The sequence below is a fragment of the Bacillus sp. REN16 genome, assembly GCF_020731355.1.
GTDB lineage: Bacteria > Bacillota > Bacilli > Bacillales > Bacillaceae_L > Ferdinandcohnia.
On sequence record NZ_JAJFZK010000006.1, the window covers coordinates 212343 to 227742 of the forward strand.

General features: G+C 36.5%; 17 protein-coding genes. 12 read left to right on the forward strand and 5 right to left on the reverse strand.

The features are described from left to right. The first annotated feature begins 100 nt into the window (after positions 1 to 100). The 3 genes from LKW28_RS10055 to LKW28_RS10065 all read left to right on the forward strand — a co-directional run bounded on the left by LKW28_RS10055 (position 101) and on the right by LKW28_RS10065 (position 3464). Complete coding sequence (locus LKW28_RS10055) at positions 101 to 907, forward strand: RDD family protein (protein WP_229140227.1); 807 nt, start codon at positions 101 to 103, stop codon at positions 905 to 907. 152 nt (positions 908 to 1059) lie between these two features. Further along, entirely contained in the window at positions 1060 to 1734 is a 675-nt protein-coding gene (locus LKW28_RS10060; protein WP_229140228.1) for an N-acetylmuramoyl-L-alanine amidase, read from the forward strand. A gap of 89 nt (positions 1735 to 1823) precedes the next feature. Then, complete coding sequence (locus LKW28_RS10065; RefSeq protein WP_420708856.1) at positions 1824 to 3464, forward strand: long-chain-fatty-acid--CoA ligase; 1641 nt, start codon at positions 1824 to 1826, stop codon at positions 3462 to 3464. A gap of 47 nt (positions 3465 to 3511) precedes the next feature. On the opposite strand, the gene LKW28_RS10070 is transcribed toward LKW28_RS10065, so the two are convergent. Beyond that, on the reverse strand, positions 3512 to 4393 hold the full coding sequence (locus LKW28_RS10070; RefSeq protein WP_229140230.1) for a DMT family transporter: 882 nt from the start codon (positions 4391 to 4393) through the stop codon (positions 3512 to 3514). 423 nt (positions 4394 to 4816) lie between these two features. Here LKW28_RS10070 and LKW28_RS10075 point away from each other — a divergent pair, with 423 nt between their 5' ends. From LKW28_RS10075 to nadE, 4 genes are all read left to right on the forward strand, one after another. Further along, entirely contained in the window at positions 4817 to 5095 is a 279-nt protein-coding gene (locus LKW28_RS10075; RefSeq protein WP_229140231.1) for a DUF1292 domain-containing protein, read from the forward strand. Between the two features lie 226 nt (positions 5096 to 5321). Continuing rightward, a complete protein-coding gene (locus tag LKW28_RS10080; protein WP_229140232.1) occupies positions 5322 to 5870 on the forward strand; it encodes a cysteine hydrolase family protein in 549 nt (182 codons plus the stop codon). 36 nt (positions 5871 to 5906) lie between these two features. Continuing rightward, positions 5907 to 7382 (forward strand): nicotinate phosphoribosyltransferase, encoded by a 1476-nt coding sequence (locus LKW28_RS10085; RefSeq protein ID WP_229140233.1) that lies wholly within the window; start codon positions 5907 to 5909, stop codon positions 7380 to 7382. Between the two features lie 35 nt (positions 7383 to 7417). Then, positions 7418 to 8236 (forward strand): ammonia-dependent NAD(+) synthetase, encoded by an 819-nt coding sequence (nadE, locus tag LKW28_RS10090; RefSeq protein WP_229140234.1) that lies wholly within the window; start codon positions 7418 to 7420, stop codon positions 8234 to 8236. A gap of 58 nt (positions 8237 to 8294) precedes the next feature. Here the strand turns inward: nadE and LKW28_RS10095 are convergent, their stop codons facing one another. Continuing rightward, positions 8295 to 8510: a hypothetical protein gene (locus LKW28_RS10095; RefSeq protein WP_229140235.1), complete on the reverse strand. Its 216-nt coding sequence runs from the start codon at positions 8508 to 8510 to the stop codon at positions 8295 to 8297. Between the two features lie 263 nt (positions 8511 to 8773). On the opposite strand from LKW28_RS10095, the gene LKW28_RS10100 reads away from it, so the two are divergent. Further along, complete coding sequence (locus LKW28_RS10100; RefSeq protein ID WP_229140236.1) at positions 8774 to 9040, forward strand: Parvovirus coat protein VP1-like protein; 267 nt, start codon at positions 8774 to 8776, stop codon at positions 9038 to 9040. Between the two features lie 53 nt (positions 9041 to 9093). Here the strand turns inward: LKW28_RS10100 and LKW28_RS10105 are convergent, their stop codons facing one another. Beyond that, positions 9094 to 10071 carry an aromatic ring-hydroxylating oxygenase subunit alpha gene (locus tag LKW28_RS10105; protein WP_229140237.1) on the reverse strand — a complete coding sequence of 326 codons (978 nt, stop codon included), beginning with the start codon at positions 10069 to 10071 and terminating at the stop codon, positions 9094 to 9096. A 268-nt stretch (positions 10072 to 10339) separates the two neighbouring features. Here LKW28_RS10105 and LKW28_RS10110 point away from each other — a divergent pair, with 268 nt between their 5' ends. Further along, entirely contained in the window at positions 10340 to 11671 is a 1332-nt protein-coding gene (locus LKW28_RS10110) for a uracil-xanthine permease family protein (protein ID WP_229140238.1), read from the forward strand. Positions 11672 to 11719: 48 nt separating this feature from the next. Here the strand turns inward: LKW28_RS10110 and hmpA are convergent, their stop codons facing one another. Then, entirely contained in the window at positions 11720 to 12940 is a 1221-nt protein-coding gene (hmpA, locus tag LKW28_RS10115) for an NO-inducible flavohemoprotein (RefSeq protein ID WP_229140239.1), read from the reverse strand. Positions 12941 to 13114: 174 nt separating this feature from the next. On the opposite strand from hmpA, the gene LKW28_RS10120 reads away from it, so the two are divergent. The 3 genes from LKW28_RS10120 (at position 13115) to LKW28_RS10130 (ending at position 15170) form a co-directional block, all read left to right on the forward strand. Beyond that, entirely contained in the window at positions 13115 to 13567 is a 453-nt protein-coding gene (locus LKW28_RS10120) for an RrF2 family transcriptional regulator (protein ID WP_229140240.1), read from the forward strand. Between the two features lie 21 nt (positions 13568 to 13588). Further along, complete coding sequence (locus LKW28_RS10125) at positions 13589 to 14566, forward strand: 2-hydroxyacid dehydrogenase (protein WP_229140241.1); 978 nt, start codon at positions 13589 to 13591, stop codon at positions 14564 to 14566. 157 nt (positions 14567 to 14723) lie between these two features. Further along, positions 14724 to 15170 carry an RlpA-like double-psi beta-barrel domain-containing protein gene (locus LKW28_RS10130; protein WP_229140242.1) on the forward strand — a complete coding sequence of 149 codons (447 nt, stop codon included), beginning with the start codon at positions 14724 to 14726 and terminating at the stop codon, positions 15168 to 15170. 45 nt (positions 15171 to 15215) lie between these two features. Here LKW28_RS10130 and LKW28_RS10135 read toward each other — a convergent pair whose 3' ends face one another. Continuing rightward, a complete protein-coding gene (locus LKW28_RS10135; protein ID WP_229140243.1) occupies positions 15216 to 15359 on the reverse strand; it encodes a hypothetical protein in 144 nt (47 codons plus the stop codon). Between the last annotated feature and the right edge of the window lie 41 nt (positions 15360 to 15400).

Below are 15400 nucleotides of genomic sequence, written 5' to 3' on the forward strand. Positions count from 1 at the left end.
TCTAATCACCTCTTAAAAATAACAATAACCTTATTATAGTAATTTTAGAGAAAAATAGAAACTGGTTATGTAAAAAAGAACCAGAAAAGGAGGAGCCTTTTTGAATCAAGAACAAACCAATATTAAAACACCAGAGTTTGTTTCCATCCAATTTCAATTAGCCGGTGTAGGAAGTCGGGCGGCAGCTTACTTACTTGATACATTACTATTGTCGATTGCCAGTTTACTAATATTACTTACCTTATTACTTATTTTACACGGCGGCTCCGATTTTTGGCTGCTAGGGGAAACGTTTTTTTCTGGTCCAGTGGCTATTGCAATTATTTTGTTGTTCTTATTGAACTGGGGTTATTTTTTTCTACTTGAATTTTTTGCTGGTGGTAAGACGATTGGAAAAAAAGTAGTAGGAATTCGTGTGATTCAAGAGAACGGGCACAGTATTACATTATTATCAAGCTTTATCCGGAATTTTCTGCGCATCATTGATTCCTTACCAGCTTCCTATTTTTTAGGAATTATCATGGTCTTCTTTCATCCAAAACATAAGCGACTTGGTGACTTAGTTGCAGGAACAATAGTTATACACGAAAGGCGGGCAAAAAATCATAAAAAACAAAGCCCGTTGGAAAAGGAAATTCATAGACGCGGACTTGGAAAGGATTCACTTGCAATTGATCAGTGGGCATTAAAGTCTTTTGGAAATAAGGAATGGAAGCTACTGCAAACATATTGCAATCGTTTTTTACAATTAAAAGAAGATGTAAAAGACAAAAGAACGAAACAAATTGCAGATATCTTGTTACCAAAGGTAGGACTTGATGTAGCAGGTAAAACATATGAACAACTAGAAAATGAGTTATTAGTCCTATATTTAATTTTGCATGATGAATGGGAATTCGAACTATAAAGGCGGGGAAATCTCCTACCTTAGACTGACATCCTAGTGTTTACAATGTATAATTAACCGTGGAACGCTATATGAAACAAGCATTTCAATACATATAGGTGTTAATACCTACAAAAACTAGGATAAAGTTGTAAACAGGGGATTTGAAAATCATGGAATGGAAGAGAATTATTATTTTTTGCTTATTTACAATACTGTTGTTTGCTTGTTCATCCCAAGCAAAGGAAGTAAAAATGATGAATACGGAGGTAGAAGTGGCTACGGAAGCGATTATTGCGACAACCAATAAATCATTACCCCTCGACAATTCCGAAAAACGTACAAATGAAATAACACATCTAATGATTCATTTTATTAGCAATGCAGCACTAAAGCCTGAGGATCCTTTTAATGTTGATGATGTCTACTCAATTTTTGAGGAATATGGACTTTCTGTTCATTATTTAATTGATCGTGAGGGAGAAATCTATAGTCTTGTTCCTGAGGATAGAGTGGCGTACCATGCCGGAAAAGGAAGTTTGCCTGATTTTCCTGAATACGAAAATAAAATGAATCATTATTCGATTGGGATTGAACTTATCGCAATGGGTACAAAAGAAGAAATGACAACGATTATAGATGCGGACACCTATAATCAAATCGACCCTTCACTTGCAGGCTACACAGATGCACAATATCAATCATTGCAGTTGTTGGTCGATAATATTTTAAAAAGAAATCCATCCATTTTACATAACAGACGCCATGTGATTGGACATGATGAATATGCACCAGGAAGAAAAACGGACCCAGGCTCACTATTTGATTGGTCTAGAATCGGATTTTAACAATAAAACATCTACATTGTGGGAAAATCCATTATCGTAGATGTTTTATATTTTGAAATAGTTTGAAAACTATGTGAATATTCCTTATAATGAAAACGTATACACATATCGTTTTATTCTTACTAAAGGGGGAAAACAATTTGTACGTACCTATGCTTTTATCCCAATTTTTAGATCGAGCTGTCAAACTATATGGAGAAAAAACAGCATTAATTGATGATGACAAAAGCTTTACTTATGCGGAAGTAAATGATAGAGTGAATCAGCTTTCACGAGGATTAAGCCATGTTGGTATTGAAAAAGGGGATCGTGTCGCATATTTAGCCCCCAATTCGTCTGAAATGTTTGAGGGGTTTTATGGAGTATTCCAAATCGGTGCCATCATTGTTCCATTGAACACAAGGTTGATTCCATCAGACTATGAATACATATTAAACCACAGTGAAACGAAGGTTTTGTTTGTCGACCATGAGCTTGTGGGACACATTGAACCGATTCGCAAAAACCTAAAAACTGTTGAGAAAATCATTGTCCATGGCGGGAAGGATGAAACAGAATGGACGATTCCTTATGAGGAATGGCTAGCACGATTTGAAAAAGCACCCACCGACCGCCCTGAGATGGATGAAAAAGATATTGCGACTCTTTTATATACAAGTGGAACAACGGGAAAACCTAAGGGTGTAATGCTCTCACACCGAAGTAATTACCTTCATGCACTCACAACCATGCATCATCTTCGCGTATCAGACAGAGATACACTACTTCATATATTACCAATGTTTCATGTCAATGGCTGGGGTTCACCTTTTTACTACACAGCAAATGGAGCTACACAAGTTTGCTTACGAAAGGTACAACCTGAGGAGATTTTTGGAAAGATAGATTCCTATAAAGTTACCGTTATGCATATGGCGCCAACTGTTCTCAATACGTTATTGCAATATGCCGGTTCAAGTAAAATTGCAAAACAAGAACAAGATATTCGAATTGTTATTGCTGGTTCCGCACCACCACCTGCGTTTGTAAAACGAGTTGAAGAGGAGCTTAAGTGGGAATTTATTCAAGTATATGGCATGACAGAGGCTGCACCACTTATCACTACTTCAATTATTCGGGATACACAGAGTGATGTTTCAAAAGAAGAAAAATATCGTTTAAAAGCAAAAGCTGGTTATGAATATATTGGAGCAGAGGTACGTGTAGTCAATGAATTTGGTGAGAATGTCGCTCAGGATGGAAAGGAAATTGGAGAAGTCATTGTCCGAAGTAATACAGTAATGGAAGGGTATTTAAATAATCAAGAAGGTACGGATGAAGTCATTCGCAATGGCTTCTATCACACAGGTGATATGGCGATTGTAGATGCAAATGGGAATATCGAAATTGCTGATCGTAAAAAAGACATTATTATCAGTGGAGGGGAAAACATTTCTTCCATCGAGGTTGAAAGTGCATTGTATGATCACCCTGCTGTTTTAGAAGTTGCGGTCATATCGATTCCTCATGAGAAATGGGGAGAGACACCACAAGCAATCGTAGTGAAACGAGAGGGACTTGATGTAACAGAGGAGGAACTAATCGCATTCTCACGTAGCCGTCTCGCGCATTTTAAAGCACCAACAAAAATTGTCTTTAAAACTGAACTGCCAAAAACAGCTTCGGGAAAAATTCAAAAAGTACACCTCCGAAAAGAATATTGGCAGGAAAAAGAAAAGTTTATTAATTAAAAGGAAAGGACCCCGTTTTCTCTTTTTTGGAAAATGGGGCCTTTATTTTATGCACCAAGTTTTTGTTCAATTTTTTTACCTTTTACGAATGTCCAATTTACTAAAAAGATACCTAGAAAAATTAACAGAGCCCCTCCATAAACAAACCATTCAACAACCTCTTTTAAAAGCACCCATCCTGTTAGAACCCCAAAAAATGGCGCTAAGAATAAGAAGGCTGATGTTTTCCCTGGGTCACCTGTATTAATTAAGTAAAACCAAATTGCAAATTGAACGATTGAAGCCATGATTGCAAGCCACAAAATGATAAACACCGATGTGGGAGTTATCGTGATTGAGGGAACCTCTAGGGTAAAGCTCATTAAGAGAAGAAGAATTCCTCCAAAGAGCATTTGATAAGCCGTTAACACCCAAATATTAAAACGAGCCCCCCATTTTTTAATTAATAATGTTCCAATTGACCAAGATATAGACGATCCAAGCCCTAATACGATCCCGGTATCTAAATTAAGATGAAAGCCAAGCGTAATGAAGACTCCTGTGAATCCAACAATTACCCCAACCCAATGAAAGAAATGATAACGAATTCCAAGAAAAATCGTACTTAAGATAACAACGAGTAAAGGGTTGCTAAATGTCAGGATAGATGATTCACCGGCAGTAATCGTCCGTAAGCTTAAGAATATACATCCCATTACACCTGCTGTTTGAAAAAATCCGATTGTAAATATTCGAACCCAATCTAGAAGTTTTTTTGGAAGTGGTTTCTTCCATACGAACAAAGCCATGAGAATCCCTGCGATTGTAAAGCGTATTCCAACAAGAAGAAGTGGCGATACATAACCTAACCCGATTTTTCCAACTGCAAAAGAAGAGCCCATTAACGCAGTAGTGGTCACGACAAGTACACCAAAGAGGTAAGGATTCATTTTATTACTCCCACTTTTTTCCTCATCATACCATATATTCGAGTTATAAATATACGGTTTTATGTCAAAAAGCAAATGAAAAAGGCAAGCTACGATGTGCTTACCTTTTTTCAATATCAACGAGAATCAGACCATACTAATTGAATATCCTTCTACGCAAGAGCTGGGATTCGTAACAAATACTGAAGTTTAAAAGTTAGCCTTCTCATGAAAATTGTAAGTTTTACGAACGTATAAAACAACTCTGGGAATAAGCGAAATAGAATATTCAAGGTATATCCCTCCGCATTGATTTTTTATGAGAATGAACTTCTCATAGGATTATTGTTAACAAAACACGAAATAATAATGTGTACAAGGCATATTTGATTCTGTACACTGGAAAGATAACATAGTACATAACTCATTTGGGGAGGAAAAGTGATGGAAAAGGTAAAAGTTGGAGAAGTTTTTTCAATCAGTGATGAAACAGGTGAAGACCAAGATGTTGAGGTGCTTGGTGTCGTAACAATTGAAGGTACTGAATATGCGGCAGTTGGTTTTCTTGAAGATTTAGAAGAGGAAACTGAGGATGACATTGATATTTTCTTTTTAAAGATTGATGAAGATGGAGATTTTTCAGCGATTGATAGTGATGAAGAATTTGATAAAGTATCCGCAGCCTTTGACGAAATCTTCGATGAAGAATTAGATGAGGAATAAAAGCTAGAACCCCACGTGAACACGTTGGGGTTCTTTACATACATGTACGTTCAAATCTTTAATTTTCCTTAAGATTTTACAAAAAAGTGCAATTCTATTCAAAAACAAACAGAATTCATATAAAATAGACGTAATATCCTAATAAAATTTTCCACTAGAGATAACATCAACCTGAATTAAGCTTATCTTATTAAACAGAATGCTTTTGTTAAGAGGAGGAGACTGTATGAAAAAAGCATTGTTAAATGTCGATTATACAAATGATTTTGTTGCAACTGATGGAGCATTGACTTGTGGAAAACCAGGGCAAGATATTGAAACAGAAATTGTTCGTATCACAGAGGAATTTATTTCAAATGGGGATTTTGTTGTATTCGCAATCGATCTTCATAAAGAAGGCGATGAACTACATCCAGAGACTAATTTATTCCCGCCTCATAACATTCAAGATACGTCGGGAAGATTGCTCTATGGGGATTTGCAAAGAGTGTTCAATGAGCAACAAACCAATTCAAATGTGTATTGGATGGATAAAACAAGATATTCCGCATTTGCAGGCACAGATCTCGAAATTAAATTACGTGAACGTGGAATCACTGAAGTCCATATAGTGGGTGTGTGTACAGATATTTGTGTCCTCCATACTGCTGTTGATGCATATAACCGTGGATTTAAAATTGTTATCCACAGTTCAGCAGTGGCAAGCTTTAACCAAGCTGGTCATGAGTGGGCACTCGGTCATTTTAAAGATTCAATTGGCGCAGAAGTTCGTTAAGGACGAAGCGGGTTATTTACTTGGAGGTAATTTTTGATGAACAAGCATTTTAACGATGACAGCATTGCACTGCATACAGATTTATATCAAATAAACATGGCGGAGATATATTGGAGGGAAGGCTTACATAACAGAAGAGCCGTGTTTGAATTGAATTTCAGGAAACTTCCTTTTGGGAATGGGTATGCTGTTTACGCAGGACTTGAAAGGGTAATTCACTTTCTTGAAAACTTTTCATTTAGTGAAACCGATATCGCTTATTTAAGGGAAGAAGGATACAAGGACGACTTTCTGGACTATTTGAAGGACCTTCGATTTACAGGAACCCTTCGATCGATGAAGGAAGGAGAAATCGTTTTTGCAAATGAGCCTCTTCTTCGGATTGAGGGACCAATTTGTGAAGTTGTATTATTAGAGACTCCCATTTTAAATATTATCAATTACCAAACACTGATTGCGACAAAGGCATCTCGAATTAAGCAGGTTGTTGGTGATCAGACCGCTATGGAATTTGGTACTAGACGTGCACAAGAAATGGATGCGGCAATTTGGGGAACCCGGGCTGCTTATATTGCAGGATTTGATTCAACCTCCAATGTCCGTGCTGGTAAATTGTTTGATATTCCAATCTCTGGAACGCATGCTCATTCGTTAGTTCAAGCCTATCGAGATGAATACCAAGCATTTAAACATTATGCAAACACCCATAAAGATTGTGTATTTCTCGTTGATACATACGATACATTGAAATCCGGAGTCCCAAATGCAATTAAAGTTGCTAAGGAAGAAGGAGACAATATAAATTTCATAGGAATTCGCTTAGATAGCGGTGACCTGTCCTATTTATCAAAAGAAGCACGAAAAATGCTTGATGAAGCAGGATTTAAAGATGCTAAGATTGTCGCATCCAATGACCTTGATGAACATACGATTATCAACTTAAAATCCCAAGGGGCAAAAATAGACTCATGGGGAATTGGAACAAAGTTGATCACTGCTTATGATCAACCGGCTTTAGGTGCAGTCTACAAACTTGTGTCAATTGAAGATAAAAATGGGGATATGGTAGACACTATAAAAATAAGCGGTAATCCAGAAAAGGTTTCGACACCAGGATTAAAACGTGTGTATAGAATAATTAATAAGAATAGCGGGAAATCCGAAGGTGACTATATTACACTCGAGCACGAAGATCCACAGCATGAAGAACGACTAAAAATGTTCCACCCGGTTCATACGTTTATCAGTAAATTTGTTACCAATTTTGAAGCAAGGGAATTACAGTATACGATTTTTGATAATGGGAAACTTGTATATGAGATTCCAACTTTACAGGAAATTCGTTCGTATTTAAATGAAAATCTCGAACTGCTCTGGGACGAGTACAAACGTACAACAATGCCAGAGGAATATCCAGTCGACTTAAGCCAGGAATGCTGGAATAATAAAATGAAACGAATTGAAGAAGTTAAAGAAAATATAGAAGAAATGATTAAAAATACTAATCATTAACAGTTTGTTGCACCACTTAAATGGAGGGAACTTTCATGAGTATTCAGCAACAGATTATGAAAGAATTACATGTAAAACCAAATATTGATCCAAAAGAGGAAATCAAACTTAGAGTGGATTTTCTAAAAGAATACCTTTTAAAAAGTAAGACGAAAGGATTTGTCTTAGGGATCAGCGGCGGTCAAGATTCATCATTAGCGGGCAAGCTTTGCCAAATGGCGGCCAGTGAATTACGAAATGAGGGGCATGAAGCCACCTTTATTGCCGTTCGTTTGCCTTATCGTACTCAAAAGGATGAGGAAGATGCTAGAGCAGCATTATCCTTTATTAAGCCAGACCGAGAAATCACCTTTGATATTACGACAACGGTTGATGCATTTGTGACGGAGTACAAGCAATCGACTTCTGAAGAAATTAGCGATTTTAATAAAGGAAATGTTAAGGCAAGAGAGAGAATGATTGCGCAATATGCGGTTGGAGGTATGCATAATTTATTAGTGGTTGGAACTGACCATGCTGCAGAAGCAATCACTGGTTTCTTCACTAAGTATGGGGATGGTGGAGCTGACCTAATACCATTAACAGGGTTGACTAAGCGACAAGGACGTGCCCTTTTAAAAGAGCTAGGAGCAGAGGAACGTCTCTATTTGAAGATTCCAACAGCCGATTTATTAGATGTAAAACCACTGCAGGCTGATGAAACTGAACTGGGAATCAGCTATGAACATTTGGATGATTATTTGGAAGGAAAAGAAGTTCCGGAAGAAGAAGCCAAAAAAATTGAAAATAGATATCAAATTTCCATGCATAAACGCCATATGCCAGCTAGCATGTTCGATGAATGGTGGAAATAGTGTTGGGCCTGTTAAAGAGAAGAACGCACACTAATACAATAGGTGCGTTCTTTGCATTTTATCGTCTTCTCTTTCTTGGATCAACAACAGGATTTTTTTTCACGATACGTTCAAACTCAACCTGGATATGAACATTTCTATTATCAACATTGGTTACTTTCAATACCTTGCCTTTTTTTCCTTTTATTTTGATAGCCTCATCAACTGCAGGTACATTTTGCACCAGTTGAGTTAATAAGAGATTTTTATTTTCAAAGTAATGAACAACATACATACTTATCACCTCATAAGAAATTCGTTATAAGAGCCCAAATATTTACTCGATAGTATATGTATAAAATCATGATTGGTTCATAAATCGTAAAAACTTTTTTGCAGGTGAAGTGACATCAAGTTGAATATAATATTATTATGTTAACTTAAATATATTCTTCATTCTTTTTTAATAGTCTTGTAGTTATCTATGTCAATTGCCCTTCCTTCCGTAAAATCGCAACATATTTTATTAGTATAGTTCGATCTTAAGGGAGGGGTATCATGGGCAAGAGAAGAGGGTTCGGTATTTGTATGCCTGGCTACAGATGGTGTGGCCCAGGCTGTGGCGGGTCTGGTCCTCCAACGAATCAGGTAGACTCATGTTGTATGAGACATGATCTTTGTTATCAACGTTTTGGTCCGTCAAAAGAATGTGACTTAGCTTTTATGGAATGTTTACGACAACAGCGAAATCGATATACAAAAGAGGGAAGAGATGCAGCTTTTTTTTATAATGTGATGAGATTTCGAAATATTTTTAGACTGTAAAAAAAGGTGCCAATCAATTCCTGCAAGAATAGGTGATTGGCACCTTTAAAGTATTAAGCTGTTCCTAAAGTAACACCTATTTTTTTCAGATATTGGCGATATGCTATACTCATCCGGTCAGATTTTAAGGAAAGCTCAACTTGTAAATCTAATGGAAGATCCTCAGGCTTTTGATTTTCAACGATCGGCTTGTCCTGTGCAAAAATCATATCTTGGAATTTGACTGTTTCTTCATCAGATGTACCAGTGTCATAATTAAAGGAAATGATTCCATGTGCAATTGATTTTTCTTCTGTAACAGGTTGAATCATAAGGATTATTGACATTTTATTATCATTATCAGGGTCTCTCTTTGTAAATTGAACAACAAGAGGATTGAAAATTTCGTATGTATAATAAACATCCTTAGCAACCCCAGTTCCGTCTGGATCTGGTTGGAAGATGGCAATCTCATCAGAATAGATACGCTCATCATCTTGGTGAACATTATAATCACCAATCACTGGTTTTGCTTGATCACCTAAAAAGCCAACGTGAACGAACGCAAGGTGACCAACATCTAGGAAATTTTCAACAACCCTAGGCGGCTTCGCATTGATTTCTGTTTGTCCCCATAAAACATTATGATAGCTTTCGTCAAGAAATGGGCGATATGTAAACATTTTAGGATTATTATTATTTAAGTTCACCCATACATATCCAAACTCTTCTCGGCAAGAATATTTAATCGCCTTAGCTTTTAATGGGATTTTTCTTCCTTCAGGTAATTGTGGAATCTTTGTACAAGCTCCTTCAGAATTATATTCCCAGCCATGATATGGACAAACGAGCTGTCCATCTTTTACACAACCTAATGACAGGGCAGCACCGCGGTGTATACAAAGGTCTTTAAAAGCATGAATGCCATCATCTGTTCTGAATAAAACGATTCTTTCACCTAAAACGATTACTTGTTGTGGTACTTCTTTAATATTTTCAGCTCGAGCTGCAACAACCCATTGATCTCTTAATACTTGGTCTTCAACTAACATGACCAAACCTCCTTATTTCTTGTATTTCCTCATTACATTTTATATATTTCGACAAATGAAGTCAATAAAAACCGAACATTATTAGTAGTATTAAATAAAATATTCGTATTTTGTATTTACATTTTTAAAAACCTTCTTTATAATTCAAATATGTTATATAACATGTTAATGGTGTTTTCGACGATTACTATTGCATGCTATACATTATATTCCAGAGTTTATTCTCTGCATTTATTAATACTTAGTTCATAACATTGGGGGAAGAGAAGTGGAACAAAATTCGCAAAATCCGGACTTAACTGTCGGTGTTAACGACAAAATTAGTGTTGGAAAATCCTTATTACTTGGTTTTCAACACGTACTTGCAATGGATCTTTATATTGCACCAATCATTATTGCAGGCTTACTTGCATTAAACACAATGGATACAACTTACTTCATACAAATGTGTTTTCTTGCAGCTGGTATCGCAACACTCCTTCAAACTATTGGCGGGTTAAAATTACCTGTTGTCCAAGGTCCATCTTATGTACCAATTGGTGCCCTTGCTGCAATCGGTGGTAAGCTAGGATTAGGGGCGGTATTCGGAAGCCTAATTCCAGGTGCTCTATTAATTGCAATTTTAGGTTATCCATTAAAAGTTTTTGCAAAAACTGTTAGAAAAATTATCCCTCCATTAGTAGGTGGAACTGTAATAGTAATTGTCGGAATTTCATTAATGCCAAGTGCATTCAATAGCATTTACACTTCACCAGGAAATGTTGGACATAATGTGATTGTAGCTGCTGTTTCAGCAGGCATTTTATTAGTATTTATGTTACTTGGACGTAAGAAATCAGGGTATGGTACATTTTTCCGTTTAGTATCCGTGATTTTGGCGATTGTAATTGGAACCATTACCGCCTCATTCTTTGGAACTGTAGATTTTTCTGCTGTTAAGGAAGCAAAGTGGATTTCGTTACCAAGCTTCTTCCCATTCGGACAACCTGTTTTTGATCTGCAAGCAATATTAACGATGGTATTTATTTATATGATTATTTTAATTGAAACAACAGGTACTTGGTTTGTTGTGTCAACCGTTACCGGTGAAGAGTTAGATGACAAACGTTTAAATCGCGGATCTGTTGGGGAAGGGCTTGGCTGTTTTGTAGGTTCCTTGGTTGGTGGAACACCAGTTACTGGTTATTCTTCTAATGCTGGGATTATCGCGATTACTGGTGTTGCTAGCCGTATGGCAATCATTGCGGCTGGAATTATTTTAATTTTCTTAGGACTTCTTCCCAAACTTTCGGCAATTATTACTTGTATTCCTCAGCCTGTTATCCAAGGTATATTTGGAGTTGTGTGTGTGGCAATTGTAATGAACGGACTTAAGGTAATTCAACATGTAACAATTGATGACCGTAATATGATCGTAATCGGTGTTCCTATTCTATTAACAGTTGGAACAATTGTCCTACCAAAAGAAATACTTTACAGTGTTCCTGATTTTGCTAACTACATTCTTTCTTCTGGTACGGCTGTCGGTGCAATTGCAGTATTAATTCTTAATTTGTTGATTCCTGAGCAAAAGAAAGAAAAACAAATCATAGAATCATGAATAAAAATGCCATCTAGTTAGAATCTAGATGGCATTTTTTAATTTAGTTTATGCAGTTACAGTTTCTGCTGGTTCTTCTAATTCACTTGCTGGACCGAAGAATTCAAAGTGAATATTTTCTGATGCAATTCCCCATTCCTTTAATGAGCGATACATCATTTTCATAAATGGTACCGGGCCACAGAAGTAGAAGTCTGCTTCTTTTGTTCCCACAGTTGCTTTTAACCAATCAAGATCAATAAAGCCTTCCTTATCAAAGTTCATGTCTTTACGGTCTTGATCAGAAGGGGCAGAGTAAGCAACAAAATTCTTCACATTATCATGTTTCTCCGCTAATGCCGCAACCTCATCCTTTAATGCATGTACTTCACTATTAAGTGCACCATGGATGAACATAACTTCACGATCAGGCTGTTGCTCTGCAATTGTGTTTAACATGCTGACCATTGGCGTTAAACCAACACCACCGCTTAATAAAATAGCAGGAGTTTCTTTAGCTTCAAGAACGAAGTCACCAGCTGGAGCACTTACTGTGACACAATCGCCTTCGTTAATTTCTTGATGTAAGTAATTTGAAACGACACCATGCTCTTCACGTTTTACGCTGATTCTATAATAGTCTTTACCAGGTGCATCTGAAAGGCTATAGTGGCGGATATGTGTATATTCATCACCTTCAGGTTGAACTTTAACAGTTAAATATTGACCAGCTTGATAGGATGCGATTTCCTTTCCATCCTCAGGTTTTAAGTAGAAGGAAGTAATGACTTCACTTTCTTTTTGCTTACGTTCTACCACAAAGTTTCTGAAGCCATCCCAACCTCCTGGTTGTTCTTTCGCTTCCTTATACATTCCTTGTTCAACACCGATGAATGCGTCCGCAATCGCCCCGTAAGCTTCAGCCCAAGCATTGATAACCTCATCAGTTGCTGCATCGCCTAACACTTCTTTAATTGCACCAAGCAAATTTTCTCCTACGATTGGATAATGTTCTGGTCGAATGCCTAATGCACGGTGTTTTTGTGCGATTTGTTTAACAACTGGAATAATAGCTCCTAAATTATCGATATGAGCAGCGGCAGCGTATACTGCGTTAGCTAATGCCGTTTGTTGACGACCTTGTCTTTGGTTTGCATGGTTGAAAATATTTAATAGTTCAGGATTATTTTTAAACATACGCTTGTAAAAATGAGTAGTTATATCCTTACCGTATTTTTCAAGAACTGGAACTGTGCTTTTCACGATTTCAATAGTTTTTTGATTAAGCATTAAAAAACGTCCTTTCTAAAACAAATATTTAAAATACATGTTTATAATATAACGACAGTGCAAATAAAAGATACCTTTTAGATACATCTTTTGAAAAGTTGTCACATTTACAGTAAAAAGGGGGCTTTCGTGCTATACTTATTGGGAACTCATTCATATAAGGAGTTTTTAATCATGAAGTTAACCAATTATACGGATTATTCTTTACGTGTTCTAATGTATTTGGCAATGAAAAATAAAGAAGACTTATCCACAATTCAAGAAATTGCAGAGGCATATAATATATCAAAAAATCATTTAATGAAGATCATTCATCATTTAGGAAAATTAGAATATATCATAACAATTCGTGGACGTAATGGAGGCTTCAGGCTCGCTAAGCATCCAAAGGATATTAATATAGGTGAGGTTGTATCAAATACAGAAGACGACTTTAATATCCTGGATTGCTTTAAAGAAGGAGGGAGCTATTGCTCTATTTCACCATCCTGTAAACTAAAACATGCACTCAATGAAGCATTAAAAGCCTTCATAAATGTATTATATGGGTATACGTTAGAGGATCTTGTTACGAATAAAGCCGAACTTGTACGATTAATTCGTGTATCAGATGAAGAATGGTCCTAAAGAAGAGGGGTGTAGTAAAATTTGAAAAAGAAAATTTTAATCACGAGAAAGCCTCCCAAGCATGTCTTAGAAATGCTTAAAGATGAATTTGAAGTAGATATTTGGGATTCCGAAGAGCAACAAATTCCGAGAAAAATCCTTTTAGACAAAATTGAAGATAGTGACGGATTACTCTGCTTACTTACTGAAAATATTGATCATGAGGTTTTAGAAAAAGGGAAAAATTTAAAGATCATAAGCAACCTGGCTGTGGGATATAACAATATCGATATAAAAGCAGCGTCCCTAAGGGGAATTATCGTTACCAATACACCTGGTGTATTAACTGAAACAACCGCAGACTTAACCTTTGCTCTTATGATGGCTACATCCAGGAGATTAATCGAAGCATCCAACGTTTTGAGAGAAGGTAAATGGCATACTTGGTCTCCGATGTTTTTGACGGGTATGGATATACATTCAAAAACCTTAGGAATCATTGGACTTGGTGAAATAGGTGCAGCTGTTGCAAGAAGAGCTAAAGGGTTTGGGATGAATCTATTGTATTATAATCGAACTCCAAAACCTTCATTAGAAAAAGAGTTAGACATCAAGTTTGTTAGTAAAGAGACATTACTCGAAAACTCGGACTTCGTATGTATACTAACTCCATTAACAAAAGAAACTATTAATCTCATCACATTAAAAGAGCTGAAATTAATGAAGAAGACAGCTGTTCTTATAAATACTTCAAGAGGCGGCATCGTTAACGAACAAGATTTATTCGAAGCTTTGTCAAATGGTGAGATATGGGCTGCTGGATTAGATGTTTTTGGACAAGAGCCGGTGCCAGTTGATCATCCTTTGTTAAATTTATCAAATGTTGTAGCTCTGCCTCATATTGGAAGTGCAAGTATTCAAACAAGAACGAAAATGTGGGAACTTGCTGCACAAAATCTGCATTTAGGTTTAACTGGAAAAGTTCCTCCTAATATCGTTCCTGATCAACTAAATAAATAGAAAAAACGGAACCCTTTACTAATGGAATGGGTTCCGTTTTTTATATGTAACAGATTTCAAAGTAATATCTGAAACAGGAACCAAAAATTGTCGTTTTACATACATTTAAGTAGACGAAGTAATTAGTAAAATACTGGTTTCAAAGGAGGAAGCGAAGATGATAAGACATACGTCGGGTTTCTATTGCCCTTATTGTCATGGATACTTAGAACCACGGAATTTGTATGATGAGTACTATTACCACCAGTATGTGCCACAATACCCTGTACCTTACTATGGGTGGGATTGGAATCGTGATCCGAAAACGATTTTAGGAAAAGCAACTTGGACTTGGGGCGGAACACCAACAAAATGTGAAATCGGCTGGTCATATGATCATAATATGACTGTGGCAGTTGGAGAAAATAGTCCATTTAAATGTGGACAGCAATTACGAATCCGAAATGTTTCATTTGTCCCAAATCAAGACATTATTGTAACAGTTGTGGATCAGGTTAAGAAATATCCAGCAAATCGAATCAATCTCCACCGTAAAGCGTTTGAAGCATTGGGAGCATCACCAAGTGTTGGTGTCTTAAATGTAGAAATTACACCTATTGATTAATAGGAAGAAAGGAGAACAATCTTGAATTGTCTCCTCTCTTCCTTTTTAGTCTTCTATTTCGGTTTGAGTCATTTGTTCACGGAGACGTTCCTTTTCCTTTGATTCCAAAAGATTTTCTGATTGGAGAACATCGTAAGCTGGATTGGTAATATAAAGTACTTGGTTTCTCAGATGTTCATTTTTCTTCATGTAATTCCTTCCTCTCATCCTTGTTATTATACTAATATGGC